Annotated in this window: 25 protein-coding genes; 15 read left to right on the top strand and 10 right to left on the bottom strand. The window is 68.6% G+C overall.

The features are described 5' to 3' along the window. Nucleotides 1–44 precede the first annotated feature (44 nt). Together ACH49X_RS11980 and ACH49X_RS11975 are read right to left on the bottom strand one after the other, a co-directional pair. Nucleotides 45–1262 (bottom strand): lipase family protein, encoded by a 1218-nt coding sequence (locus ACH49X_RS11980; protein ID WP_357109306.1) that lies wholly within the window; start codon nt 1260–1262, stop codon nt 45–47. A 194-nt stretch (nt 1263–1456) separates the two neighbouring features. After that, the gene (locus tag ACH49X_RS11975; protein ID WP_195080706.1) at nt 1457–2968 is read right to left on the bottom strand and encodes an ATP-dependent DNA ligase; all 1512 of its coding nucleotides are present in this window, start codon (nt 2966–2968) and stop codon (nt 1457–1459) included. A gap of 93 nt (nt 2969–3061) precedes the next feature. Between ACH49X_RS11975 and ramB the strand changes: the two genes are divergently transcribed. Both ramB and ACH49X_RS11965 read left to right on the top strand, forming a co-directional pair. Further along, the gene (ramB, locus tag ACH49X_RS11970) at nt 3062–4468 is read left to right on the top strand and encodes an acetate metabolism transcriptional regulator RamB (protein WP_195080707.1); all 1407 of its coding nucleotides are present in this window, start codon (nt 3062–3064) and stop codon (nt 4466–4468) included. Between the two features lie 26 nt (nt 4469–4494). Beyond that, entirely contained in the window at nt 4495–4767 is a 273-nt protein-coding gene (locus tag ACH49X_RS11965; protein WP_195080708.1) for a hypothetical protein, read from the top strand. A gap of 49 nt (nt 4768–4816) precedes the next feature. On the opposite strand, the gene ACH49X_RS11960 is transcribed toward ACH49X_RS11965, so the two are convergent. Continuing rightward, on the bottom strand, nt 4817–6043 hold the full coding sequence (locus ACH49X_RS11960) for an MFS transporter (RefSeq protein WP_195080709.1): 1227 nt from the start codon (nt 6041–6043) through the stop codon (nt 4817–4819). Nucleotides 6044–6117: 74 nt separating this feature from the next. Between ACH49X_RS11960 and ACH49X_RS11955 the strand changes: the two genes are divergently transcribed. Continuing rightward, nucleotides 6118–6969, top strand: a complete 852-nt coding sequence (locus ACH49X_RS11955; protein WP_323124539.1) for a TetR family transcriptional regulator — start codon at nt 6118–6120, stop codon at nt 6967–6969. 158 nt (nt 6970–7127) lie between these two features. Here ACH49X_RS11955 and ACH49X_RS11950 read toward each other — a convergent pair whose 3' ends face one another. Further along, on the bottom strand, nt 7128–8957 hold the full coding sequence (locus ACH49X_RS11950) for an acyl-CoA dehydrogenase (RefSeq protein WP_195080710.1): 1830 nt from the start codon (nt 8955–8957) through the stop codon (nt 7128–7130). Between the two features lie 422 nt (nt 8958–9379). Here ACH49X_RS11950 and urtA point away from each other — a divergent pair, with 422 nt between their 5' ends. The 6 genes from urtA (at nt 9380) to ACH49X_RS11920 (ending at nt 14978) form a co-directional block, all read left to right on the top strand. Continuing rightward, nucleotides 9380–10606 carry an urea ABC transporter substrate-binding protein gene (gene urtA / locus ACH49X_RS11945; protein ID WP_323124538.1) on the top strand — a complete coding sequence of 409 codons (1227 nt, stop codon included), beginning with the start codon at nt 9380–9382 and terminating at the stop codon, nt 10604–10606. Between the two features lie 108 nt (nt 10607–10714). Next, a complete protein-coding gene (urtB, locus tag ACH49X_RS11940) occupies nt 10715–11599 on the top strand; it encodes an urea ABC transporter permease subunit UrtB (RefSeq protein ID WP_195080712.1) in 885 nt (294 codons plus the stop codon). Next, nucleotides 11596–12732 (top strand): urea ABC transporter permease subunit UrtC, encoded by a 1137-nt coding sequence (gene urtC / locus ACH49X_RS11935; RefSeq protein WP_357207361.1) that lies wholly within the window; start codon nt 11596–11598, stop codon nt 12730–12732. The genes urtB and urtC overlap by 4 nt, the downstream gene beginning before the upstream one ends. After that, entirely contained in the window at nt 12729–13583 is an 855-nt protein-coding gene (gene urtD, locus ACH49X_RS11930; RefSeq protein WP_195045863.1) for an urea ABC transporter ATP-binding protein UrtD, read from the top strand. Before urtC ends, urtD begins: the two co-directional genes overlap by 4 nt. Next, the gene (gene urtE, locus ACH49X_RS11925; RefSeq protein WP_195080714.1) at nt 13576–14268 is read left to right on the top strand and encodes an urea ABC transporter ATP-binding subunit UrtE; all 693 of its coding nucleotides are present in this window, start codon (nt 13576–13578) and stop codon (nt 14266–14268) included. The genes urtD and urtE overlap by 8 nt, the downstream gene beginning before the upstream one ends. Before the next feature lie 8 nt (nt 14269–14276). Then, a complete protein-coding gene (locus ACH49X_RS11920; RefSeq protein ID WP_195080715.1) occupies nt 14277–14978 on the top strand; it encodes a GntR family transcriptional regulator in 702 nt (233 codons plus the stop codon). Between the two features lie 4 nt (nt 14979–14982). Here the strand turns inward: ACH49X_RS11920 and ACH49X_RS11915 are convergent, their stop codons facing one another. Next, entirely contained in the window at nt 14983–15855 is an 873-nt protein-coding gene (locus ACH49X_RS11915; RefSeq protein ID WP_195080716.1) for an NERD domain-containing protein, read from the bottom strand. A gap of 216 nt (nt 15856–16071) precedes the next feature. Between ACH49X_RS11915 and ACH49X_RS11910 the strand changes: the two genes are divergently transcribed. Beyond that, entirely contained in the window at nt 16072–16617 is a 546-nt protein-coding gene (locus ACH49X_RS11910) for a carboxymuconolactone decarboxylase family protein (protein ID WP_397069609.1), read from the top strand. On the opposite strand, the gene ACH49X_RS11905 is transcribed toward ACH49X_RS11910, so the two are convergent. Beyond that, nucleotides 16614–17390 (bottom strand): TetR/AcrR family transcriptional regulator C-terminal domain-containing protein, encoded by a 777-nt coding sequence (locus ACH49X_RS11905; RefSeq protein ID WP_357207357.1) that lies wholly within the window; start codon nt 17388–17390, stop codon nt 16614–16616. The genes ACH49X_RS11910 and ACH49X_RS11905 overlap by 4 nt on opposite strands. A 119-nt stretch (nt 17391–17509) precedes the next feature. On the opposite strand from ACH49X_RS11905, the gene ACH49X_RS11900 reads away from it, so the two are divergent. Then, nucleotides 17510–17887: a VOC family protein gene (locus ACH49X_RS11900; protein ID WP_195080718.1), complete on the top strand. Its 378-nt coding sequence runs from the start codon at nt 17510–17512 to the stop codon at nt 17885–17887. Nucleotides 17888–18025: 138 nt separating this feature from the next. Here ACH49X_RS11900 and ACH49X_RS11895 read toward each other — a convergent pair whose 3' ends face one another. Beyond that, nucleotides 18026–18877, bottom strand: coding sequence for an SDR family oxidoreductase (locus tag ACH49X_RS11895; protein WP_195080719.1), 852 nt, complete (start codon nt 18875–18877; stop codon nt 18026–18028). A gap of 96 nt (nt 18878–18973) precedes the next feature. Between ACH49X_RS11895 and ACH49X_RS11890 the strand changes: the two genes are divergently transcribed. Beyond that, nucleotides 18974–19372: a helix-turn-helix domain-containing protein gene (locus tag ACH49X_RS11890; RefSeq protein WP_195080720.1), complete on the top strand. Its 399-nt coding sequence runs from the start codon at nt 18974–18976 to the stop codon at nt 19370–19372. Nucleotides 19373–19416: 44 nt separating this feature from the next. Next, nucleotides 19417–19845 (top strand): PPOX class F420-dependent oxidoreductase, encoded by a 429-nt coding sequence (locus ACH49X_RS11885; protein ID WP_195080721.1) that lies wholly within the window; start codon nt 19417–19419, stop codon nt 19843–19845. Nucleotides 19846–20320: 475 nt separating this feature from the next. Here ACH49X_RS11885 and ACH49X_RS11880 read toward each other — a convergent pair whose 3' ends face one another. The 3 genes from ACH49X_RS11880 to ACH49X_RS11870 form a co-directional block, all read right to left on the bottom strand. Further along, a complete protein-coding gene (locus ACH49X_RS11880; RefSeq protein ID WP_357207354.1) occupies nt 20321–21028 on the bottom strand; it encodes a polysaccharide deacetylase family protein in 708 nt (235 codons plus the stop codon). Nucleotides 21029–21154: 126 nt separating this feature from the next. Further along, a complete protein-coding gene (lpdA, locus tag ACH49X_RS11875; RefSeq protein ID WP_357109271.1) occupies nt 21155–22558 on the bottom strand; it encodes a dihydrolipoyl dehydrogenase in 1404 nt (467 codons plus the stop codon). Between the two features lie 177 nt (nt 22559–22735). Further along, entirely contained in the window at nt 22736–23713 is a 978-nt protein-coding gene (locus ACH49X_RS11870) for a membrane dipeptidase (protein ID WP_357109268.1), read from the bottom strand. Between the two features lie 210 nt (nt 23714–23923). Between ACH49X_RS11870 and ACH49X_RS11865 the strand changes: the two genes are divergently transcribed. Next, a complete protein-coding gene (locus tag ACH49X_RS11865; protein WP_357207351.1) occupies nt 23924–24466 on the top strand; it encodes a hypothetical protein in 543 nt (180 codons plus the stop codon). Between the two features lie 33 nt (nt 24467–24499). Further along, nucleotides 24500–26557 carry a prolyl oligopeptidase family serine peptidase gene (locus tag ACH49X_RS11860; RefSeq protein ID WP_357207349.1) on the top strand — a complete coding sequence of 686 codons (2058 nt, stop codon included), beginning with the start codon at nt 24500–24502 and terminating at the stop codon, nt 26555–26557. Nucleotides 26558–26562 lie beyond the last annotated feature (5 nt).

The following is a 26562-nucleotide window of genomic DNA, read 5'->3' as shown; positions in this document are numbered from 1 at the left end:
CGGAAGTTCGCGCGACCTGCATGGACTAGTCTGATCAGTCCTGGTCAGCGAGATCGGGTGCAGTGCGCGGCGACCGGCCTTCCCGCGAACCGATCATCGATCCACGAGTTCGCGCCCGGGATGCCGCTGAGCCCGACCGAGAAGTGCTCGCCGAAGTAGACCTGGAAGTCCACCGGCGTCCCGGCGCCGCACCAATCCGCGTAGAGCTTTTCCGCGCCCGCCAGCGGCACCCACGGATCGTGTGTGGCGTGATAGAGGAACACCGGCACCGTCGGCGCGCTCGCACCCAGCCGGTTGGCGGCCAGGATCTCCCTGACCATCGGCAACTCGGTGGGCGCGGCGGCATGGGTCAGGGCTTGGACCGGAATCGGCGCGAAGGCGCCGCCGAACTCCTCCGCGGTCATGCACAGGTCTTTGCCGACCTGGGCCAGTCGCCAGCCGTCGTCGTTCATCAAGGCGAGCAGTTCGGGATACTCCCGCGCCAGTCCGAGGGTCGCGGCGAGGAACACTCCGGACGCGGCGTTGCGCCCGTTCATGGTGGCCAGCAGCAGGTCGAAGTCGGCCGGGACGCCGCCGAACGCCGCCCCCACCAGATTCAACTCGGGCGCGTATCGCGGGGCCAGTTGCGCGGCCCAGCCGCTCGCGATGGCCCCGCCGGAGTATCCGGTGACCACCGTCGGCGCATCCGGGCGCAATCCGAACTCCGTCGTGTGCACCACGGCCCGGATCGAGTCGAGCACCGCGTGCCCGGCCATCAGTCCCGCCGCGTACGCCTGCCGGGGGCCCTGATGGTCGGGCACGAGCACGGCATAGCCCTTGGACAGCGGAATCTGAGCGGCCCACAACTCGACCGTCGGCTCGTTCCTGAGTTTGTAAGACGGTGCGCACCGATGTCCGAGCGAGTCGATCGCGGCATTGAACGACAGCACCGGCCGCGGCCCCGGTCCGGTCCACGGCGCCTGCGGCACGAGCAAGGTCGCGACCACGGGCACCGGCTGGTCCTTCGAATCGGTGGACCGGATCAGCAGTTCGGTCGACCGCAACGGGAACACGGTGAGGCCCGTGCCCCCGGCACGAGAAGCGAGAATCGTGCCGGGCGGCAAGCTCTCGAAGTCCGGCGGCGGCGTGTAGAACGGATCGTCCAGCGGTGTGGGCAGGATCCCGGAGTACTCGCGCGACGGCGTGAGGAACAGCTCGATCGGATTGGCCTGCGCGGGTGTGCCGACCGCACTCACCGCCAAAGCGCCCAGCAGCGCCGCCACCAGCCGGGCAAATCGTCCACACAGTGATTTCCGCATCATCCCGCCCGCCCGCCGATTCCATGTCCGGAAGCACGAACCGGCCGGACCACTGCATTGTGGCGGCCATCCGGAACCTTGCGCGCCCATATCTACCGTGGCTCGACGCGGGTGGCACGCGCGACACGCGCCCGGCGCGGGAGCGACCGCGCTTCACATCACGGCAGCAACGCACGCACGGTGTCGATGGTGTCGGCGTCGGCGGGTTCTTTGTCGGGGCGATACCGCACGACCCGCGCGAAACGCAGCGCGACACCACCGGGGTAGCGGGAACTGACCTGCACGCCGTCCAAGGCGATCTCCACGACGAGTTCCGGCCGCAGATACACGGTGTGCTGATCGCGCGAGCGCTCGTGACGGGGGAATTCCTCGGTCTGCCATCGCAGCAGAGCGTCGGTGAGACCTTTGAAGGTCTTGCCCACCATGACCGGCTCCCCTCCGTCCGGGTCGCGCGCGCCGAGGTGCAGGTTCGACAGATAACCCGTGCGGCGTCCGTAGCCCCATTCGGCGCCCAGCACGATCAGGTCGATGGTGTGCGTCGGCTTGATCTTCTGCCAGGCCCGGCCTCGCCTGCCCGCCGCGTACGGCGCGGTCAACGACTTGACCATGACGCCCTCGTGCCCCGCGGCCAGCGCGGCGTCGAAATATTCCGCCGCCGCTTCGGCATCCGGCCGCAGCAACGCGGGGATGGTGTGCTCGCCCGCCACCTTCGTCAGCGCGGCGCGCCGCTCGGACAGCGGAGCGTCGAGCAGGTCACGCCCGTCCAGGTGCAGGCAGTCGAAGAAGTACGGATGCAGCAGCAACTCCCGGGTGGAGCTCACCTCGGCGAAGCGGCTCATGGTCTCCTGGAACGGGCGCGGCCGTCCTGCGTCGGTGAGCGCCAGTGTCTCCCCGTCCAGCACCACGCTGGCGCAGTCCAGGCCCGCGACCAGTTCGACGAGTTCGGGAACGCTCGCGGTGATCTCGCGCAACGTCCTGGTGAAGATCCGGACCCGGTCGCCGTCCCGGTGCACCTGGATGCGGGCGCCGTCCAGTTTGTGCTCGACGCTCACTTCGCCGTGCGACTCGACCAGCGCCTCGTCCAGCGTCGCACCGGGAGAGGCCAGCATCGGCTGGATCGGGCGGCCGACCTCGAGCCGGAACTCCCCGAGCGCCGCCGCGCCGCCGGACAGCGCCGCGACGGCGGTGACCGGCAACCGCCCCGACAACATGTACGCCCGGCGCACCAGATCGGGCGGCACGTCGGCGGCCACCGCCACGGCTTCGGCGACCACGGCCGCGAGCGCTCCTTGGCGCAGGTCCCCGGTGAGCAGGCGCACCAGGAAGCCCTGCTCGTCCTCCGTCGCCGCGGACCACAGCGCCGCCAGCAACTGCTTGCGCCTGGCCGTCGAACCGGCGCCGGAGGTGACGGCCAGCTCGCTCAGCGCCGCGTCCACCGCCGAGACGGTGAGCGTGGGCGCCGGGGCGGGCGCGTGGTCGAGCGTGATGAGCGTGCGCCATCCCGTGCCGATCCGCCCCTGCGACAGCTCGCCGGACGCCCAGGCGACCACGGGCGCCAGCTCCTCCGGCGCGGCCGCGCTCAGCAGCTCGGCCAGCGTGGCGATCTTCGTCTTGCGCGACCTGGTCGCCCGGACGGTCTCCGAGGCGAGCACGACATCCGAGAACAGCACCTTGCCGACGGTAGCCGCCGGGTACGACACCTGTCTGCAAGGAGTGTTAATCGCTGATTGGCACGGATGCGAAAGCACCCATAAACTGGACGCATGGCCAAGACTTATGTCGGCGCTCGGCTGCGTCAACTGCGGACCGAACGCGGGCTGAGCCAGGTCGCGCTGGCCCAGCAGCTGGAGATCTCGGCGAGTTACCTGAACCAGATCGAGCACGACGTGCGCCCGCTCACCGTCCCGGTGCTGCTGAAGATCAGCGACGTGTTCGGCGTGGACGCCACCTTCTTCTCCGCCCAGGACGACACCCGGCTCATCGCGGAACTGCAAGAGGTCGTGATGGACGAGGAACTGGGCATCGAGGCCGACGCCCAGGAGATCGCCGACATCGTCTCGGCGCACCCGAGCATGGCCCGCGCCCTGGTCAACATGCACAACCGCTACCGCAACACCTCCGCCCAGCTGGCCGCCGCCACCGAAGACCGCTTCGCCGACGGCGCGGGCAGCGGCGCGATCAGCAAGCCGCACGAGGAAGTGCGCGACTACTTCTACCAGCGCCAGAACTACATCCACGAGCTGGACACCGCCGCGGAGGAGCTCACCGCGCGCATCCGTTTCCACGGCGGCGACGTCAACAGCGAGGTCGCCAGGATGCTGCGCGCGCACGACGTGCGGATCACCGAGCGCATCGACCTCGGCGAAGGCGTGCTGCACCGCTACGACCCGCAGACCCGCAATCTGGAGATCGCCCCGCACCTGTCCGGCGGGCAGCGAACGTTCAAACTGGCCGCCGAGCTGGCCTACTTCGAGTGCGGCGAATTGCTGGAAAAGCTCGTCGAGGAAGGCAATTTCGCCTCCGAGGACGCCCGCAAGCTCGCCATGCTGGGGCTGGCCAACTATTTCGCCGCGGCGACGGTGCTGCCGTACACGCATTTCCACGAAGTGGCCGAGGACTTCCGCTACGACATCGAACGACTGTCGGCGTTCTTCACACAGAGCTACGAGACGATCTGCCACCGGCTCTCCACGTTGCAGCGCCCGTCGCTGCGCGGCGTGCCGTTCTCGTTCGTGCGGGTGGACCGGGCGGGCAACATGTCCAAGCGCCAGTCCGCCACCGGTTTCCACTTCTCCTCCAGCGGCGGCACCTGCCCGCTGTGGAACGTGTACGAGACCTTCGCCTACCCGGGCAAGATCATGACCCAGATCGCGCAGATGCCCGACGGCCGCAAATACCTGTGGGTGGCGCGCACGGTCGAACGCCGAGCCACCCGTTTCGGCCAGCCGAGCAAGACCTTCGCCATCGGCCTCGGCTGCGAATTGCGGCACGCCGCCCGCGTGATCTACGCCGACGGCATCGACTTGGACGAAGTGCAGCCGACGCCGATCGGCGCGGGTTGCCGAGTCTGCGAACGCGCCAACTGCCCGCAACGCGCTTTCCCGCCCCTGGGCAAAGTGCTCGACATCAGCGAACATCGCAGTTCCGTGTCCCCTTACGTGCTGAAGTAGCCGCGCGGGTTCCGTAAGTTGTCGCCATGGCAGGACCGCGCTACCCCATGCCCGCCTCGATAGCGCTGATCGCGACGCCGGAGGGCTGGCGCCACAGCGTCCAGGACACGCGAGGTGGAATGCTCTGTGGGCGTCTGGCACATGTCCCCGCCGATGCCGCGCCAGACCAGGCGCGGGCAGCCGCTGTCGCGATGCTGCGAGAAGTGGCTCGGCAGTTCCGCGGCGTGGAGATCGACGTCGCCTGGGACGCCCAGGAACCGCTGACCGGCAGGGTGATCGCGCTACATGACCGATCCTGAAGACACGTCCGGCCGGTCTCGCCACATCGAGACCGGCCGGACGTCAGGGTCAGGCGGCTTGCGCCCTGCGTTGCATGCGGAGACCGACCAGCGTCATCCCCAGCGCTGCGACGAGCAGTAGCGCCAGCGTCCAGGCCAGGGCAGCGAAGCCGTGTGGCGCGGCGGTCGCCGCGACCAGCGGACCGATCGTCGCGCCCACGTAGAAGGAGAACATCGCGACCGACATGGCGGCGGCCCTGGATTCGCCGCCCAGTTCGCCCGCGCTCTGCAACACCGCGGGAGCGATCACGCCCAGTCCGCCGACCAGCACCGCGAGCAGCACGGCGAGCACGGCCGGATGCGTCCCCTCGAAGGTGGCGATCACCATCGCCGCGGCGGCGACCAACGCGCCGAGCACGATCTGGCCGTGCTTGGACAGCCGGGCCAGCGGCACCGCGAGCAGGGGAAGCGCCACCATGACCGGCAGCGCGCCCGCACGCAGCGCGAGCAGTTCACCCGAGCCGCGAACCACTCCGGTCAGCTCGAGGCCGGTGTACACGCCGACCATCACCGCCATGCTCATCGCGCCCGCGATCAGCATCGGCACCAGCGCCCGGATGCGCAACACCGCGGGAATCGCGGCGTAGCTGTGCCGCAGCGGCTTGTCCAGATCCGTGGGCGCGTCGGCCAGCAGCGCGGTCCGCACTACCACGGCCAGCACGGCGAACCCGATCGCGGAGGCGACGAACACGGTGCGCCACGGGAACGCGCCGATCATCCACTGCGACACGATCTGCGCGATCACCGTCGCCGCGAGGAACGACGTGGCCACGGACATGGTGGCGACCGAACGGTGCGCGGGAGCGACGCGGGTGGCCACGTAGGCCATGATCGCGGGCGGGATCGAGCCCACCACCAGCCCCTGCGCCACCCGCAGGCCGACGGCCAGCGGAGCGCTGACCGCCAAACCGGTCAACAGTGTGACCACTGCGGCCACCAGCATGCCGGTGACGAGCACTCGGCGGTGACCATAGCGATCCGACAGCGGCCCGAACAGGACGAAGCCACCGGCGTAACCGAAGGCGAACGCGCTGATGATCCAGGTCATCACGCCGGGACCGACGTGCCAGTCGGCCTGCATTGCGGTGAAAAGCGGGATGGGGACGTACATCTGCCCGGTGGCCAGCAGGGCGGCCAGAACGAAGAAGGGCACGGTGCGCCCGGTGTGGGCACGCGGCGAGACGACTCGGGTGCGCGTCCGGACCGGAGCCGCGGACTGGAGAGTGAGCATTGCCATGGGTTGAAGGTAGGCCCGGACGAACCGAGTTGTCAACCAAATAGTTGGTTTAATGAAATGGTAAAGTGTCCGTCATGACCGCCACGATGAAACGCAGTGACGCGACCAGGCAGGCCCTGCTGCGCGCCGCCCGCGACGAATTCGCGCAGCACGGGCTGGCCGGCGCGCGGGTGGACCGGATCGCGGACGCGGCAGGCGTCAACAAGGAGCGCATCTACGGTCTGTTCGGCAGCAAGGACAAGCTGTTCGACGTCATCCTGATCGACACGCTGCGCGAGTTCATCGACGTGGTGAAGCCGCTGGCCGACACCGAACCCGGCGCGTACGTCGGCAAGCTGTACGACTACCACCGGGACAACCCGCAGCTACTGCGCCTGATGCTCTGGGAGGCGCTGCACCGCGGCGCAGACGCGCACGACATCGACGGCTGGCGCGCCGCGCACTACGTGCGCAAATTCGACCGCGCGCAAGAGCAGTTCGACGTGGACTCCGCCGACGCGGGCCGTCTGCTGCTGGCCCTGTGCGGCCTGGCCAACTGGTCGCTCGCCGTCCCGCAGACCACCAAGCTGCTGCTCGGCGAGGCCGCCGCGGAGGACAGGAACGCCACAAGGGCGTTCCTGATGGATTTCGCCAGGGCCGCCATGCGCCGCGACGCGGCTCCCGGCGAACGGGAAGCACGCCTCCCCGAGGTAGAACTGGTCAAGGACTTGACCGACGAGGACGAGTCGTCAGCAGTCGACCGCGCCGCCCAGCGCCTGCGCGACGCTCAAGCCGCCGCCGACGCCGCCCGCGAAGAACTCGCTACCGCCCTACGCGCCGCGCACGCGGCGGGCGCGAGCGCCAATCAGCTCGCCCGTCAGGTATCCGGCACACTGTCGCGGCCCGTGGTGCTCAAACTCCTGTCCCAGCCCGAGCCCCAGCCTTGACCTACCTCCTACCGAGCATTGATCGCCGTCACCCGCCACGAGCCAGGTGCGCACTTGGTCCCTGATTTCGTATACCAACGTGCCCGGCTCACCGAACCACGTCTTTCGAGCGAAGCGAGACCTAGCATGCGCCGTTCGCAGCGCCGCAGGCGCTGCAATCAGAACGCAGCCTCGTCCAAGTTCATGATGTCGTTGTCCAGCGTGGCGACGATGCCGCGCACCGCGCTCAGCGTCGGCAGCACGTTCTTCGCGAAGAAGCTCGCGACGGCGACCTTTCCCGCGTAGAAAGCACGGTCCTTCTCCGAGGGGCCTGCGGCCAGTGCGGCCGCCGCGATCTCCGCTTGGACCAGCAGCCGCCAGCCGATGAGCAGATCGCCGACCGCGAGCAGGAAACGCACCGAACCCAGGCCGACCTTGTACAACTCGGTGGGCTCCTGCTGCGCGGCCATCAGGAAGCCGGTGAGCGAGGCGGCCATCGCCTGGACGTCTTCCGCGGCCGTGCGCAGCAGCTCGCGCTCGGTGTCGAACCGGCCGGTCCTGGCGTCCAGGAACGCCGCGATCCGCGCGTTGACGTGGCCGAGCGCCACACCTTGGTCGCGAATGATCTTGCGGAAGAAGAAGTCCTGCGCCTGGATGGCCGTGGTGCCCTCGTACAGCGAGTCGATCTTCGCGTCCCGGATGTACTGCTCGATCGGGTAGTCCTGCAGATAGCCGGAGCCACCCAAGGTTTGCAACGACTCGGTCAGGTACTGGTAGGCCCGCTCCGAGCCGACGCCCTTGACGATCGGCAGCAGCAGATCGTCCACCCGGTGCGCCAGCTCCGCGTCGGCGCCCGAAACGAGCTGCGCCACATCGGCGTTCTGATGGGCGGCGGTGTACAGGTACACCGCGCGCAAACCCTCCGCGTACGCCTTCTGCATGGCCAGCGAGCGACGGACGTCCGGGTGGGCGGTGATGGGCACGCGCGGCGCGGCCTTGTCGGTCATCTGCGTCAGGTCCGCGCCCTGCACCCGCTGCTTGGCGTAGTCCAGCGCGTTGAGGTAGCCGGTCGACAAGGTGCCGGAGGATTTGACGCCGACCATCATGCGCGCGTTCTCGATCACCTGGAACATCTGCGCGATGCCGTTGTGCACCTCGCCGACCAGCCAGCCCTTGGCGGGCCTGCCGTGCCCGCCGAAGGTCAGCTCGCAGGTGGGCGAGGACTTCAGGCCCATCTTGTGCTCCACCCCGGTGACGTACACGCCGTTGCGCTCGCCGAGTTCCAACGTCTCGGGGTCGAACAGGAACTTCGGCACGTAGAACAGCGACAGGCCCTTGGTGCCCGGTCCCGCGCCCTCGGGGCGGGCGAGCACCAGATGGAAGACGTTCTCGGCGGTGTCGCCGACTTCGGCGCCGGAGATGAAGCGCTTGACGCCCTCGATGTGCCAGGAGCCGTCCTCTTGGCGGATCGCCTTGGTGCGGCCCGCGCCGACGTCGGAACCGGCGTCGGGCTCGGTCAGCACCATGGTGCCCTGCCAGCCCTTCTCGAAGCCGGCCGTGGCCCAGCGCCGCTGCTGCTCGGTGCCGACGTTGTACAGCACGGACGCCATCACCGGGCCCATGTTGAAGAACGACGCCGACGGATTGGCGCAGGTGATCATCTCGGCGACCGCCCAGACCAGCGCCGCGGGGGCCGGAGTGCCGCCCATGCCCTCCGGCATGCCGAGCCTGCTCCAGTCCGCGGCCCGCACGGCGGCGACGGTCCTACGCAGCGGCTCCGGAACAGTGATCGAGAAGGTGGTCGCGTCGTAGGCGACCGGATCGCGGTCGGCCGCGGCGAAGGAGTCCGCCACCGGCCCCTCGGCCAGTCGCTGAACCTCGGAGAGGACTTCCCGGACGGTGTCGGAATCGAGGTCGCCGTAGGCTCCGGTATCGAGCAGCTTGTCCAGTTCGAGCACTTCGAACAGGTTGAATTCGATATCCCTCAGGTTCGCCTTGTAGTGGCCCACCTGGTCCTCCTCGACTCGAGTCCGCGGCCCGCCGCCGCGGCATGGGACGGTTCAGACGTCATACGAATCGAAGCGTGCCGTATCGCGGCGACGCTACGCAACCGTAGCCACATCCGCCCCGGCCAGCGGGTTTGCCGGGATCTCACAACTGTTCACCGTCCGTTTACGGAAAAGGTTCACACCGGCGAAACAGACGAAACGGACTTGTCACCGAGAGATATTCCGGCGCAACAACTCCTGTCTACCGTTCGCATCACGAATACAGCCGCTGTATACAGCCCCGTCTACAGCCGTGACCGGGGCGAAGGCGGCGGTGTTCGATGCGGCGCCCTGCCGACGCCGCCGCGACACCTGATGAGGAGAGGGCTCGCCCCATGCCAGATTTCCGTGCCACCCATCGCTCCGGGCGTTTGGTGCGAGCGATGACGGTACCCACCGCGATCGCGCTCGCCGGCCTGTTGCTGACCGCCTGCGGCGCCAAGGACGACGCCTCCACCACCGGCTCCGGCGCCGCGTCCTGCGTCGACACCTCCAAGGACACGATCAAGGTCGGTTCTCTGCACTCCCTGTCCGGCACGATGGCCATCTCCGAGGTCACCGTCGCCAACTCCACCAAGCTCGCCGTCGACCAGATCAACGCCGCGGGCGGCGTGCTGGGCAAGAAGATCGAGCTGGTGCTCGAGGACGGCGCGTCGGACCCGAAGACCTTCGCGGAGAAGGCCGAGAAGCTGATCAGCTCCGACTGCGTCGCCGCGGTATTCGGCGGCTGGACCTCATCGAGCCGCAAGGCGATGAAGCCGAAGTTCGAGAGCCTGAACTCACTGCTCTACTACCCGGTTCAGTACGAGGGCCTGGAGGACAGCAAGAACATCTTCTACACCGGCGCGACCACCAACCAGCAGATCGTCCCCGCGCTGGACTACCTGAAGCAGAAGGGCATCACCTCCCTCTACCTGGTCGGCAGCGACTACGTCTTCCCGCAGACCGCCAATCGCGAGATCAAGGCGTACGCCGCCGCCAACGGCATCGAGATCAAGGGCGAGGACTACACCCCGCTCGGCTCCACCGATTTCTCCACCATCGTCAACAAGGTCCGCGCCGCGAAGGCGGGCGCGGTGTTCAACACCCTGAACGGTGACTCCAACGTCGCGTTCTTCCGCGAGTACAGCAACGCGGGCCTGAAAGCAGCGGAAATGCCGGTGGTCTCGGTGTCCATCGCCGAAGAGGAAGTGGCGGGCATCGGCGCGCAGCACATCGCCGGGCAGCTCACCGCGTGGAACTACTACCAGACCGTCGACAGCCCGGTGAACCGGAAGTTCGTCGCCGACTACAAGGCCGCCTTCGGCGCCGACAAGCCGACCTCCGACCCGATGGAAGCCGCCTACGCGTCGGTCTACCTGTGGAAGAACACCGTCGAGAAGGCGAAGTCGTTCAAGGTCGAGGACATTCAGGCCGCCGCCGACGGCGTCAGCTTCGACGCACCCGAGGGCCTGGTCACCATCGACGGCTCCAACCACCACATCACCAAGACCGCCCGCATCGGCGAAATCCGCCCCGACGGCCTGATCTACACCGTGTGGGATTCCGGCAAAGCCGTGACGCCGGACCCCTATCTGAAGTCCTACGACTGGGCCAAGGGCCTGAAGTAGTCCGCGGCTGTCCGCGGCCCAGCTCCCAGCGCCCGCCCCGGCGGTCACACGGAGCGTAATGAGGGGGGCCGCGGACAGCATCGGACAATGAACACAGGAGCTTTCCCCATGGATGTTGTGATCGGACAGCTCTTCACCGGGCTGAGTCTGGGATCCATTCTCTTGCTCGCCGCGCTCGGTCTGTCGCTGACCTTCGGTCAGATGGGCGTGATCAACATGGCGCACGGTGAGTTCATCATGGCCGGCTGTTACACCACTTACGTTGTGCAGAAGGTTATTTCGTCGGCAGGCGTCTCGCTCGTCGTGTCGCTGCTGATCGGTTTCCTCGTCGGCGGCCTGCTCGGCGCCGCGCTGGAGATGGGCCTGATCCGCTGGATGTACGACCGGCCGCTGGACACCCTGCTGGTCACCTTCGGCGTCGGGCTGGTGCTGCAACAGCTGGCCCGCGACATCTTCGGCGCACCGGCCAAGAACGTGATCGCGCCGGAGTGGCTCAGCGGCGGCGTCACGATCCTCGGTGCGGTGGTGCCGAAGACGCGCATCTTCATCCTCGTGCTGGCCGTCGTCGCGGTGACCGCGCTGGCGGCGGTGCTCAAGGCGACGCCGCTGGGCCGCCGCATCCGCGCGGTGGTGCAGAATCGCGGCCTGGCCGAAACCTCTGGCGTCTCGAGCCGTTTCACCGACATCAGCACGTTCTTCATCGGCTCCGGGCTGGCGGGCGTGGCCGGCGTCGCGCTGACGCTGATCGGCTCGACCAGCCCCACCATCGGCCAGAGCTATCTGATCGACGCGTTCCTCGTGGTGGTCATCGGCGGGCTCGGCCAGATCAAGGGCACGGTGATCGCCGCGTTCGCGCTCGGGCTGCTCAATTCCTACATCGAGTACTCGACCACCGCGTCCATCGCGAAGGTCATCGTCTTCGTCGTCATCGTGATCTTCCTGCAGGTCCGCCCGCAGGGCCTGTTCACCGTCCGGACAAGGAGCCTGGCATGACCACGCTGGTACCACGGTGGCGCGTACGCTCCTCGTTCGGCGCGCCGGCCGGATTCGCCGTCGCCGCCGTCCTGTTGTTCGCGGTCGCGCCCGCCGTGCTCAGCGACTTCCGGCTCAACCTGCTGGCGAAGTTCCTGTGCTTCGCGATCGTCGCGGTCGGCATCGGATTGGCCTGGGGGCGAGGCGGAATGCTCACTCTGGGCCAAGGCGTCTTCTTCGGCGTCGGCGCCTACATCATGGCCATGCATCTGCAGATGGCCGACGCCGCCAGGCTCGGCAACGACGTGCCGGAATTCATGGAGATCGCGGGCATTCGCGAGTTGCCGTCGTTCTGGAAGCCGTTCGCGTCGGCTCCGGTGGCGCTGCTGGGCATCCTCGTGCTGCCCGCACTGATCGCCGCCGCGCTGGGTTACGGCGTGTTCAAGCGCCGGGTGAAGGGCGCCTACTTCGCCATCCTCAGCCAGGCGCTCGCCGCCGCGCTGGCCATCCTGCTCACGGGTCAGCAGAGCATCGGCGGGTTCACCGGTCTGTCGGATTTCCGCGCGTTCTTCGGGTTCAAGCTGTCGGATCCGGTCAACCGGCGCATGCTGTTCTTCTTCGCCGCGGCCGCGCTGCTGCTGGTGGTCGCGCTGGTGCGGCAGTTGATGCACAGCCGCTACGGGGAATTGCTCGTGGCGGTGCGCGATCAAGAGGAGCGGGTGCGCTTCCTCGGTTACGACCCGGCGAACGTCAAGATCGTCGCCTACGTGGTCGCCGCGTTCTTCGCCGGCATCGCCGGGGCGCTGTTCACCCCGATCGTCGGCATCATCTCCCCCGCCGATATCGGCGTCGTCCCGTCCATCGCGTTCCTCATCGGTGTCGCGATCGGCGGCCGGACCACCCTGCTCGGGCCGGTGCTCGGCGCGATCGGCGTGGCGTGGGCGCAGACAGCGCTGTCGGAGGAGTTCCCGTCGGGGTGGACATATCTGCAAGGCGTGCTGTTCATCGTGGTGGTCGGTTTCGTCCCGGCGGGACTCGCCGGACTGTGGCCGATGCTGAAGGGCTTGCTGGACAACAGGCGTCGCGCGACCCCACCCTCGCCGGTGGTCGAGACGCTGCCGGAACCCGCGACGGAGAAGGTGGAATCGCGATGACCGAGACGACCCACGAACCGAAGCTCGGCGGCAACGCCGGAATGTCCAGCGAGTACCTGGAGATCCGCGGCCTCTCGGTGAGCTTCGACGGTTTCAAGGCGGTCACCGATGTGGATCTGACGGTGTTGCAAGGCGATCTGCGCTTCCTCATCGGACCCAACGGCGCCGGCAAGACGACGCTCATCGACGCGATCACCGGCTTGGTCCCGGCGACCGGGTCGGCGCAGAAGACCGGCGTGGAACTGCTCGGCCAGAAGGTGCACCGGATCGCAAGGCTCGGCGTCGGAAGAACGTTCCAGACCGCGAGCGTGTTCGAGCAGTTGACCGTGCTGCAGAACCTCGACATCGCCGCGGGCGCGGGCCGTTCGGCGCTCACCATGCTGCGCCGCCGCAAATCCGTGCTGCCCGCGATCGAGGACGCGCTGGAGACGACCGGCCTGGCCGACCTGCGCGACAAGCCCGCCGGGGTACTCGCACACGGGCAGAAGCAATGGCTCGAAATCGGCATGCTGCTGGTGCAGAACGCGTCGGTGCTGCTGCTGGACGAACCGGTGGCCGGGATGAGCGCCGAGGAGCGGGAGGAGACCGGGAACCTGTTGCGCCGCATCGGCGGCGACCGGGTGGTCGTGGTGGTCGAGCACGACATGGATTTCATGCGTGCCTTCGCCACCTCCGTCACGGTCCTCGCCGGGGGCCGCGTGCTCAGCGAGGGAACCGTCGAACAGGTGCAGGCGGACCCGAAGGTCCAGGAGGTCTACCTCGGCACCGCCGCTGCCGTCGGGACCGAACTGGAGGACGCGTCGATCGCGCCGGGTCCGGAATCCGCCCAGAAGGAGGCCAGCGATGCTTGAACTCACCGATATCCACTCCGGCTACGGCCGCACCGAGGTGATCCACGGTGTCTCGGTGACCGTCCCCGACGACAGCGTGGTCGCCGTCATGGGCCACAACGGCGCGGGAAAGACCACGCTGCTGCGCACCGCCGTCGGGCTGATCGGCGCGAAGTCGGGCCGGATCGAGTTCGACGGGCAGACCATCACCAAACTGTCGCCGTCGCGCCGGGTCCGCCGCGGAATCGCGTACGTGCCGCAAGGCCAGCAGAGTTTCCCGCAACTGACCACCGCGGAGAATCTGCAAGTGGTCGCCGACGGCCGCAAACGCGGCAAAGCGCTGATCGATGAATCGCTCGACCTGTTCCCCGCGCTGCGCGAACTGCTCACCCGCAAGGCGGGCCTGCTGTCGGGCGGCCAGCGCCAGCAACTCGCCATCGCGCGGGCGCTGATCACCGAGCCCAAGCTGCTCATCCTGGATGAGCCGACCGAGGGCATCCAGCCGTCGGTGGTCGCCGAGATCGAACGCACCATCATCGATCTCACCCGGCGCGGCGGGCTGAGCGTGCTGCTGGTCGAACAGCACATCGGCTTCGCGTTGCAGGCGGCGCAGCGCTACTACGTGCTGCGATCGGGCCGGGTGACCTCGACGGGCGCGGGTGGCGCCGGCGCCGAGCGCGAGGTCCGCTCGGCGATGGCGATCTGAGCGCCGCCGTGCCCCGCGACAGGGGCCGGATTCCGTTGCGCGAGCAGGTGTACGACTCGCTGCGCCGGGATCTGGCCACCGGAGCCATCGTGCCCACCGAACGGCTCGGCGAAGAACGCCTCGCCGAGGCGTACGGAGTCTCGCGCACCCCGGTGCGCGAGGCGCTGGCCCGATTGCAGGCCGACGGCCTGGTCGAGCGGCTCGCCGACGGCCTCTACCCGTATCGGCCCCGGCTCGACGAACTCGATCACCTCTACGAGCTGCGGCTCGTGCTGGAGGCCAGGGGCATGCAACGGGTGACCGTCCCCGGCGAGCAGCCCGCGCACGATCTGGCACTCGTGCGGGCGGAACTCGACACCTGGCGCGCACTGCGCGACCACCCGCCCGAACCCGGGCCCGCGCTGGTGGCCGCCGACGAACGGTTCCACACCACCCTGCTCGCGGCCGCGGGCAACGCAGCGCTCGCCGACGCGCTCACCGCCGTGCACATCCGGGTGCGTCCGGTGCGCACGCTGGACATGCCGACCCCGGAACGCATCGCCACGATGACCGCCGAGCACATCGCCATCGCCGAACAGCTGGTCTCCGGCGCGGTGGACGCGGCGCTGGCGACGCTCACCGCCCATATCGACACCTCGCGCACGCACGTGCTGGCCCGCGCGCAGCACGCCATGCGCCTGACCAAACTCGGCCGCGCCGTGCGGGATTGACCGGTCAGCAGCTCTGCTGGAACGGGAAGCACTGGGTGGGCCGGTAGGCGGGCGGCGACGGCGTGGGACTCGTCGTGCCGGTCGCCGGGATCGGCTGCGCGGAGTCGTGCGCCAACGCGGTGGCGATCACCCCGAGCACGAACAGCACCCCCACCACGGCGATCACGATGACGGACCACCCCGCGTAGGCCTGGCTCTTCGTCGCGGGCCCCGGCGTGGGCGCGACTCGCGGCGCCGGTGTGCGGGGAATGGTCGTGACCGGCTCCGGCGCGTTCTCCTCGAAACCCGCCTCGAGCAGTTCCGCGCGGGACGGGGCGAGTTCCGCCAGACCGAGCGCGCCGCACGCGCCGATCACCCGGTCCGCGGTCCAGTCGCGCGGTCCCGCGGAGAACCCTTCCAGATAGATGCGCAGTTCGGTCGCGTCGGTGACGTTCCCGACCACCACGTCCAGCCCCGGACGCAGGTTCGTGCGCGCCGGGCGCACCACCGCGCCGCGGAACGGGACGAGCACGACCGCGCCGCTGATGTGCCCCGGATCTTGCAGTGCCCGCTGAAGCATGTGCTTGACCGCGTAGATGCCGTGTTCCACCCGTTCGGCGGGGCTTCCGTTCTCCGGGTCGTCCAGTTCCACCGGCGCGTCGCTGATCTTCCACGGTCCTTCGGCCGGGGTGCTGAGGATGCCGCTCTGCCTGCGCTGGAAACCGTGCACCTCCAGCACGGTCAGCCCGCGCGGGGTCCACACCACCGCGTCGACACGCCGGTTGTCCGCCTCGAGATCGATCACGGCCAGACCCGTCGTCGGATACGACCGCAGGCACGCGACGAATTCCCGCTCAGCACCGGACAGCTCCGCTCCCGGCCTGATCCTCACCAGCATCTTTTCCCCTGCCGACCTGTTGTCCACACCTGACGCCGCGGAAAACGCGCTGCGGCCGCGGCGACCCGCACCGGTACTGATGATGACGGGGTACCCCGCCGAAAACCACTGGAAAGCAAAAGAATGGTGGCGCGCCGGACGGGATACTGCCAAGTAGGCTCTCATCTCGGTCGGCACCGACGCCGGCCGCACGACCACGCGGAGGTGGCAACCGGCATGGTTTCAGCGCTGCAACCACGCATCTCGCCCGGACGGCTCCGGGAACTCGGTGCGCTCAATTGGGTTGTCTGGCAGGTACTGTCCCGCGCCGCGGGGACGCACGACGCCCATTTGTTCAGCACGCTCGGGCGTACCAAGGGTCTGTTCCGCGGCTGGCTGCACTACTCGGGCAAGCTCATGCCCGGCGGGCGGCTGCCCCGGCACGAGTCCGAGCTGGTCATCATCCGGGTCGCGCATCTGCGCGGCTGCGAATACGAAATGGACCATCACATCCGGCTCGGCCGCCGCGCGGGGGTGACGAGCGAAATCCTGGAGCGGCTGCGCACCGGCCCTGATGCGCCGGGGTGGTCGGACAAACACCGGGCGCTGCTGGCGGCCGTGGACCAGTTGGTCGAGACCCGCGATCTCGACGACGACACCTGGGCCGAACTGGCGAAGCACTACGACGAGCGCAGCCTGATCGAGATCGTGCTGCTGATCAACCAGTACGACGGGCTGGCCACCACCATCACCGCCCTGCGGATCCAGCGCGACCGCCTCTAGGCGGACGGGCCCTCGATGCGGCGCGCGAGTCCGTCGAGCACCAGCGTCAGCCCGAACTCGTAGGCGTGGTCGGCGCTGTAGGCGGCGTCGTGCGCCTGGCCAGCGGCCGTGCCGACGCGCGCGGCGAGCGGGTATCGCCGCGCGTCGAAGGCCTGCGCCAGAACCGGCGCGGCGCGCTCCCACCATTGCTCGTCGGACATGGCGCTGTCGGCCGCCGCCCGCGCGCTGTCGATGGCGATGCGGGCGACGGAGGTGACGAAGCCGAGCACGAAGGTCAGGGCGGCGTCCATCGCGACGTCGTCGAGACCGAGGTCAGCGAAGGCTTCGAGTTCGTGGTCGTATTTGGCGGCGAGGCCGGGCCCCAGCGGCGGACGGGTGGTCGGCAGATACGCCACCCACGGATGACGAGCCAGCATGGCGCGATTCTCGGCGGCGATCAGGGCCACCCGCTCGCGCCATGGCAGACCCGTGAGGTCGGCCCGCTCCATCCGCGCGTAGACCGCGTCCAGCATCAGGTCGATCAGCTCGGACTTGCCCGGCACATACGTGTAGGTGGCCATCGGGGTCAGGCCGAGCCGGTTGGCGACCGCGCGCATCGTGACCGCTGCCAGCCCCTCCGCGTCGGCGATCTCGATCGCGGCGGCGACGACCGCCTCGACGCTGCTGCGCTGTTTCGGCCCACGGCCCGTGCCCGGCTCGGACCGCACCCGCCAGAGCAATTCCAGCGTGCGCACCGGGTCGCCCGCACCGCTGCGCTCCTTGGGCTGTCCCATCGCCACCTCCTCGAACCACCGATCGTATCGATGTGACCCAGCTCATGATGCGGCCCGCCCTTAAATGCTCTACAAAGTACAATGTACTTAGTACAGAGTTTTGCTGTCGAGGAGGGCCCATGAACATCACCGCTTCCGCCATCTCGCTCAACGTCCCCGACCCGGCCGCCTCGGCGCGGTTCCTCATCGAGCACCTCGGCTTCGAGGAGAAGATGTCGGCCGACGGGTTCGTCTCGCTCGACCGCGGCGACGCCGGACTGAACGTCATCTACCTGCGCACGGGGCTGGCGAGCTTCAAACCGAAGAGCGCGGCGGGCAGCGCGGGCGAGGGCCTGCTCGTCGTCTTCGTCGTCGACGACATCGACGCGGAGTACAGCCGGCTGCGAGCCGAGGGCGTGCCGATCGTGACGCCCATCGAAACCGAGGAGTGGGGCGAGCGGTACTTCCAGATGAGCGACCCGAACGGGATCATCATCCAACTGGTGCAATGGGTGTGAGTCGCGGGTGATCGCAGCGGCTCGGCGCTGCGGATTCACGGGCCGGGTGTAGCGGCGAGGAGCCACCACACCCGGCCTTCGCGATGCCGCGTCGGAGTCGACGCCATCACCGCGGGGGGGGTGACGGCGAACGCCCGATCAGGCGAGTGCCGCGCGGAAGACGTCGACCGCCGGGGTCGCCGGGCGGCCGAGCAGGCGCGCCAGGTCGCCGGAGCGCACGTCGAGGACGCCCTGCGCGATACCGGCGTCGGCGTCGGCGAGCGCCTCGGCCATCTGGGCGGGCAGTCCCGCCGCGACCAATCCGGCCGCGTAATCGGCCTGCGAAAGGTTCTCGTAGCGCACCGGCTTGCCCGATGCCTCCGAGATCGCCTCGGCCAGTTCGGCATAGGTGAGCCGCTCGTCGCCGCCCAGTTCGTACACCCGGCCCGCGTGGCCGTCGGTGGTGAGCACTCTGGCGGCGGCTTCGGCGTAGTCGGCCCGCGCCGCGCCCGCCACGCGGCCTTCACCCGCCGCGCCGTGCAGCACACCCGACTCCACCGCGTGCGCCAGACCGCCCACGTAGTTCTCCCAGTACCACCCGTTGCGCAGGAGAGTGTGCGGCACAGTCGATTCGGCGAGCACCGCTTCGGTCCCCGCGTGCTCCTGCGCGAGGATGAGCGGATTGCCGGTCGCGGCGGGAATGCTGGTGTAGGCCAGCAATTCCACCCCGGCTCGCTCCGCCGCGCGGATGACGTTGGCGTGCTGCTCGACTCGCGCGCCGAACTCGTTGCCGGACACCAGCAGCACTCGATCGACACCGGCGAGCGCCCGGTTCAGCGCGTCCGCGTCACCGTAGTCGGCCTGCCGGACGTCGACGCCGCGCTCGGCAAGGTCGGCCACCTTCGCCGGGTCGCGCACGATCGCCACGACCGGTGTCGATCCCACCTTCAACAGCGACTCCACAACGAGTCGGCCCAGCTGCCCGCTGGCTCCGGTCACCGCGACGGTCATGACTACCTCCAAAGTTCGGCATGTTCGCAAGTACTAACTATTCGTAAGCACTATGCATTCTGGAACCACTTTGGTCAAGGTGGGTACTATCGAGGCATGTCCAGCCAGCGCATTGCCTCGGCGGACGCCGACGATCCCACGCTGGAAGCCGACGTCTTCGCCCGGAACTGCACCTCGCGACCGGTCCTGCAGAATGTCGCCAGCCGCTGGGGCACCCTGGCGCTGGTCGCGTTGCGTGAGGGGCCGTACCGGTTCAGCGCCTTGCGGCGGCGGGTAGACGGCGTGAGCGAACGCATGTTGTCGCAGACCTTGCAAGCACTGGAACGCGACGGAATGGTGCACCGGGAGGTGCAGGAGACCATTCCGCCCCGGGTCGAATACACCCTCACCGACCTGGGCGTAGAGGTCGCCGACCGTCTGGAGGCGCTCATCCGGGTGCTGGAGACCAACATGCCGAGGGTGCGCGAGGCGCAGGCCGCCTACCACCGCGACTGACCGGCCCGCGGGAAGAGAGCGACGCGGCCCCGGGTTACACGGGCATGGAACTCGCCGCCGCAGTCGATTTCGCCCGCGACCACCGCAGGTCCGTGCTCACCACGATCCGCCGCAACGGACGCCCGCAACTGTCCAACGTCCTGCACGTCGTCGGCGCCGACGGCCGCATCCGCATCTCCATCACCGCCGACCGGGCGAAATATCACAATCTCGTCCGGGACCCGTGGGCGGCGCTGCACGTCACCCGCGAAGACTTCTTCGCCTATGCCGTGCTCGAAGGCACGGTGGAACTCACCCCCGTCGCCGCCGCGCCCGACGACCCCACCGTCGACGCGCTCGTCGACTACTACCGCACCGCCACCGGCGAACATCCCGACTGGGACGAGTACCGCAACGCGATGGTCACCGACCGCCGCGCCTTGGTGCTGTTCACGCCGACCCATGCCTACGGCATGCTCCCAGCTGCCGGTTGACCGAGCGGATTCCGCCACGAACACCGCTCCTGAGTCCGTCGGCGCCTGCGATCACCCTGGAATCGGCCCATCTGCCGCGCACAAAACAGAAGTCGAAGCCACATCGGCAGCCTGTCGCGCCGGCGGCCGGTCCGGGAGCGACTGACCAACCACGCGCCTACCGAGCAGGCCGCGTTCGAGCCCCGGACAAGATACTGCGCGGCCGCGTCTTCGCCGCACCGTCGACCGGCACCACAGCGCCCATGCAGCCGATGCTCGCGCTGCTGGTCGACATCCGGCACAATCCCCCAGCCCGCGTCGTGTACGGCGATTCGGACGCCATATCGCGTCCACCGCGTGCAGGCGATGCTCGCAGCCGACCCCGACTTCGCCGCACCGGCCGTCGCCCGGCGCCGCGGTCGACTTTCGCTGCGTGGAATCGCGCCGTTGCTCAGCCCACCGCGCACCGCGCACGACCGTCCGTCGGGCCGGTCGGTCAGCGCGACATCAAATCCGACACCGTGACGAATCGGTATCCCGCCGCACGCAATTCGGCGACGATGCGCGGGATGGCGGCGATCGAAGGCTCGGCGTTGCCGTGCATGACGTGCAGCAGAACGATCGACCCGGGGCGCACCTTGCCGAGCGTCTCGGCGACGATGTCGTCCGCGGTGACGTCCGCCCGGCCGGAGTCGGGCTCGACGTCCCAGGTCACCGTGACGCGGTCGTGCTCGGCGAGGTAGTGCGGCAGCACCCACAACTTCTTGCCATAGGGCGGACGGAAGGTGATCGGGCCCGCGTAACCCGTCTTCATGATCTCGGCGTCCGTGCGCTCCACTTCGTCGCGCACCGTGCCGGGCGTGACGAAGACCATCCGGCGATGTGAATAGGTGTGGTTGCCGATCTCGTGGCCCGCCGCGGCGATGGCTCGCCCGTACTCCGGGTGTTCGGCGAGATCACGTCCGTTCAGGTAGAAGGTGGCCGGAACCTGCGCGTCGGCAAGCACTTTCAGCACCTCGGGCGCGCGATCGGACGGGCCGTCGTCCAAGGTCAGCGCGACCACCCGCGCGTCGGTGTCCACCCGGCTGACCACGTGACCGGCCAACTGGAAGGTGCGCGCCTTCATCAGGTAGAAGGTGCCCGTCCCCAGCAGCACCACCACGACGAGCACGGGCACACTTCCGATCAGCCACCTGCGAAACATGCACGCTGTATAGCAGAACGCTCGCGCCGATGCCGATCGCCGACGACCCTACCGGCGCGGAAACCCTTGCCCTACAGCCGAAAAGGGCGTGCGATCACCGACCGCACGCCCCTTCTCCGCGAAGGATCAGAAGTTGATCATGTGGCCGGCCAGGCCGTGGAAGGCTTCCTGGAGGGCCTCGCTGAGCGTCGGGTGCGTGTGCACGTTGCGGGTCAGCTCGTTGACCGTCAGGTCCCACTTCTGCGCGAGGGTCAGCTCGGGCAGCAGTTCGGAGACGTCGGGGCCGATGAGGTGCCCGCCGATCAGCTCGCCGTACTTGGCGTCGGCGATCAGCTTGACGAAACCGGTCGGGTCGCCGAGGCCGTGCGCCTTGCCGTTGGCGGTGAACGGGAAGGTCGCGACCTTCACGTCGTAGCCCTCGTCCCGGGCCTGCTGCTCGGTCAGGCCGAAGCTGGCGACCTGCGGCTGGCAGAAGGTGGCGCGCGGCATCATGCGGTAGTCGCCGAGGGGAACGGTCTCCGCTCCCGCGATGGTCTCGGCCGCGACCACGCCCTGCGCCTCCGCGACGTGCGCGAGCTGCAGCTTGCCGGTGACGTCGCCGATCGCGTAGATGTGCGGCACGTTGGTGCGCATGTAGTCGTCGATCCCGATCGCGCCGCGATCGGTGACCTGCACGCCGGTGGTCTCCAAGCCGTAGCCGTCGACGCGCGGGGCGAAGCCGACGGCCTGCAGCACCTTGTCCACGGTGACGGTCTCGATCGAGCCGGACTTGTTGTCCTTGATCGAGACGGTGACCTTGGCGCCGTCGTCTTCGATGGACTGCACGGCCGCACCGGTGGTGATGGTGATGCCGAGCTTCTTGTACTGCTTGGTGATCTCCTTGGAGACGTCCGCGTCCTCGTTCGGCAGCGCGCGGTCGAGGAACTCCACGATCCGCACATCGACGCCGTAGTTCTTCAGGACGTAGCCGAACTCCATGCCGATCGCGCCCGCGCCGACGATGAGGATCGAGCCGGGCAGGTCGCGGGTGAGGATCTGCTCCTCGTAGGTGACCACGTTGGCGCTGAGCTGGGTGCCGGGCAGCAGCTTGGTGACGGTACCCGCCGCGATGATCGCGTTGTCGAAGGTGATCGACTCGGCGCCGCCCTTGGTGAGCTCGACCGAGAGCGAGTTCGGGCCGGTGAAGGTGCCCTTTCCGTCGAACTCGTCGATCTTGTTCTTCTTCATCAGGAAGTGGACGCCCTTGACCCGGCCGTCGGCGACCTTGCGGCTGCGGTCGAAGGCGACTCCGAAGTCGAAGTTCACCTCACCGGAGATGCCGAAGGTCTTCGCCTCCTTGGTGAAGATGTGGGCGAGCTCGGCGTTGCGCAGCAGCGCCTTGGACGGGATGCAGCCGACGTTGAGGCACACACCACCCCAGTATTTCTGCTCGACGATCGCTGTTCGCAGGCCGAGTTGAGCGGCGCGGATCGCGGCGACGTATCCGCCGGGACCAGCACCGAGAACGACGACATCGTAGTGGGAAGTCACGCCCCGAGCCTAACTCCGCACCGGGAACTTCACCCACCCATCCCCCACCCAGGTGAGGCGTGGCCCACACCCACCGGCGAACTCCTCACGAGCCGGACCTCCGCCGCTGTGCGCGAGCGGCGCACGGCTGCGGCGAAACGCGAGTAGACGCCGCGGTGATGTGCCACTCGCGGAAGGTCAGGCGGTGCGCCAGACCTGGGCGGCGACGCGGCGGAAGTTGCCGCCGAAGATCGCGGCTCGGTCGGAGGGGGTGAAGCCGCGGTCGGTGAGGGCCTCTTCGAGGGTGGGGACGTCGGAGGGGCCGATGAGGTCTTCGGGCGGGGTCCATTGGAGTGGACCCCACTGCGTGTAGGCCTCGGAGAAGGCGTCGGGGTTTTGCTGGAGTTCGGCGTTGAAGTCGTCGGCGTCGAAGGAGTAGTCCGAGCCGATGCCGATGTGCTCGATGCCGACCAATTCGGCGCCGTACTCGATGTGGCGGGCCATCGCCGCGACGCGCTCGGCGCGCTCGTGCGGCGCGTTGCGGCCGAGGAAGATGCCGACGCCGTTGACGCCGATGACGCCGCCGGTCGCGGCGCAGGCCCGCGCTTGGTCGTCGGTGATGTTGCGCGGGTGGTCCCAGAGCGCGGCGAAATTCGCGTGGCTGTAGATCATCGGGACGACGCTCAACTCGGCCAGCTCCAGGCCGGTGCGCCGGGAACAGTGCGAACCGTCGGCGAACATGCCGGCTTCGTTGAGCGCGTGGACCAGATCGCGTCCGTAACCGGTGAGCCCGGTGTCCTCGGTGTCCAGGCAGCCGCAGCCCGCGGCGTTGGCGTGGTTGTAGGTGGGCAGCAGCGACCGCACGCCGAGGTCGTAGAACCGCGCGACGTTGTCCAGATCGCCACCGAGCGGCCCGGCATCCTCCAGATCGAAGGCCAGCGCGATCGTGTCGGCGGCGCCGACGTCCGCCACGGTCTCGACCAGACGGAACCGGCCGTCGGCCAGGGCATCTCGGCGGAATCGCTCCAGCAGTGCGATCGAGTCGGCCGTCGACTGCCGGGAGTAGCCGACGTTCACCGACAGATACGATCCGGCCGGGTAGCGCGCGAGATCGCCGATGCGCGCGGCGGGCGACAGCGGCAGGCAGCAGTGCTGCTCCCAGAGAAAGGGTGGCAACCTCGAACCTCCTGGTCGGATCGGCCTCGCCAGCAGCGATCCTACTGTTCACGGCGAATGCGCGGCGCGACCCAGCGAACGGCGAGCCGCCTCGTGTCCGAGTTGTCGCGAGAGCCAACGTTTTTCGTCCTCACCGCCGGTAACGAGGCACCCACCTGGACCGATGCAGGTAATACATCAATCCCTCCTGTGCCAGAAGGCGGTGCGGCCATGCGTCGCTTGCTTCTCCTGTTCCTTTCCGCTGTGACCCTTGCCGGTCTGTTCATCGCCCCCGCGCCCGCGTCCGCCGCCCCTGGATGCGCCTCCGGCTGGGGTTCGATACCCAAGGTGAGTCGCGCCAGGACGCTCGCGCCGCTGACCGGGGTCCGCGCCGGGCGGCACGACTGCTTCGAACGCCTGGTGCTCGACATCGCCGGGCCGGTGACCGGCTATCACGTCGGCTATGTCGAGCGCGTGGTCATGGACGGCTCCGGCGCACCCGTCCCGCTGCGCGGCGAGGCGTTCCTGAGCATCGCCGTCTACGCCCCCGCCTACGACGACGGGTTCAACCCCACCTACACCCCCGCGAACCGGGCCGAACTCGCCGACGTGCGGGACTACCGCACCTTCCGCCAGGTGGCCTGGGCCGGTTCCTTCGAAGGCCAGACCACCCTCGGTTTGGGCACGCGCGCGCGATTGCCGTTCCAGGTCTCCACCCTCGGCGGACCCGGCGGCGGATCGCGCGTCGTGATCGACGTAGCACACTCCTGGTGACCCCGCGCCGCACGGCTCGGCCACAATGTGGGGATGAGCGGTGTTGAGCGGAACGTGACCGATCCCTACCTCTGGCTGGAAGAAGTGACCAGTGAGCGCGCTCTGGACTGGGCTCGCGCGCACAACACGGTCGTGCACGCCCGGTTCGCCGACTCCGATCGCTTCCGTGACCTGGAGCGCCGCATTCTCGACATGCTCGACACCGACACCAAGATCGCCTACCCCGCCCGCCGGGGGCCCTGGCTCTACAACTTCTGGCGGGACGCCGAGCACCCGCGCGGTCTGTGGCGGCGCACCACCTTCGCCGAGTACGCCGAGGAAGCGCCGGACTGGGACGTGCTGATCGACCTGGACGCGGTGGCCGCCGAGGAGGACGAGAACTGGGTGTGGGGCGGGGCGACGGTGCTGCGCCCGGAACAGTCGCGCGCGCTGATCAGCCTGTCGCGCGGCGGTGCGGACGCGAAGGTGGTCCGGGAGTTCGACCTGGAGCGCAGGGTGTTCCTCGATCCGGCCGACGGCGGGTTCTTCCTGCCCGAGGCGAAGTCGGAGATCCGCTGGATCGACATCGACTCGGTGTACGTCGGCACCGACTTCGGCCCCGGCTCGATGACCGATTCGGGGTATCCGCGGATCGCGAAGCGCTGGCGTCGCGGTACCCCGCTGGCGGAGGCGACCACTGTTTTCGAGGGCGAGAGCGGCGATGTCGCGGTCTCGGCGGGCTACGACCGCACGCCGGGCTACGAACGGCACTACGTCGGCCGCGCCACCGATTTCTTCAACGAAGAGGTCTACCTGCTCGAGGACGACGGCGCCCTGCGGCACCTGTACATTCCCAGCGACGCCAGCGAGTCCTGGTACAAGGACTGGCTGCTGGTGCGCCTGAAGTCGCCGTGGGAGGTCGGCGGCGCGAGTTACCCCGCCGGCGCGCTGCTGGCCACCGACTTCGAGAAGTTCCTCTCCGGCGCACGGGAGTTCGAGGTTCTCTTCACCCCGGACGCGCGCACCTCGCTGCACGGCTACGGCTGGACCGAGAACCACCTGTTGCTGATCACGCTCGAGGACGTGCAGACCAAGCTCTACGTGCTGACGCCCGCCCAGGACGGCTGGCGCCGCGAGCCGCTGGCCGACACCCCGCCGATGGCCACCACCAGCGTGCTGAATCTCGACCCGCTGGAAAGCGGTGACGAGTTCATGCTCAACACCAGCGGCTTCACCACCCCGGCGACGCTGCTGACCAGCTCGGTCGGCGGGCGCACCGAGCGACTCAAGCAGGAACCCGGCTTCTTCGACGCCGACGGGGTGGAGACCGAGCAGTTCTTCGCCACGTCCGACGACGGCACGCGGGTGCCGTATTTCGTGATCCGCCATCGCGACCGGAAGGGCGTGCCCGGGCCGACGGTGATGTCCGGCTACGGCGGTTTCGAGATCTCGCGGACCCCCGCCTACAGCGGCGCTTCGGGCATGGGCTGGCTGGAGCGCGGCGGCACCTGGGTGATGACGAACATCCGCGGCGGCGGCGAGTACGGGCCGCAGTGGCACACCTCGGTGCAGAAAGCCAACCGGCACAAGGTGTACGAGGACTTCTCCTCGATCGCGAAAGACCTCGTCGCGCGCGGCATCACCACCGCCGACCAGCTCGGCGCGGTGGGCGGGAGCAACGGCGGACTGCTGATGGGCGTGATGCTGACCCGCTACCCGGAACTGTTCGGCGCGATCGTCTGCCAGGTGCCGCTGCTGGACATGAAGCGCTACCACCTGCTGCTCGCCGGCGCTTCGTGGATGGCGGAGTACGGCGACCCCGACAAGCCGGAGGAATGGGAGTACATCGGCAAGTACTCGCCCTACCAGAACGCGCGCGCCGACCGCGCCTACCCTCCGATCCTGCTCACCACCTCGACCAGGGACGACCGCGTGCACCCCGGTCATGCCAGGAAGATGGCCGCGCTGCTGGAGGAACAGGGGCACGAGTTCTGGTACCACGAGAACATCGAAGGCGGCCACGGCGGCGCCGCCGACAACAAGCAATCGGCCTTCCAGGCGGCGCTGATCTACGAGTTCTTCACCCAGATGCTGATCGAACGACGCGCCTGAGCGGC

Source organism: Nocardia sp. NPDC019323 (assembly GCF_044389845.1).
Classification (GTDB): Bacteria; Actinomycetota; Actinomycetes; order Mycobacteriales; family Mycobacteriaceae; genus Nocardia; species Nocardia implantans.
This window is presented reverse-complemented; position numbering and strand designations above follow the sequence as displayed.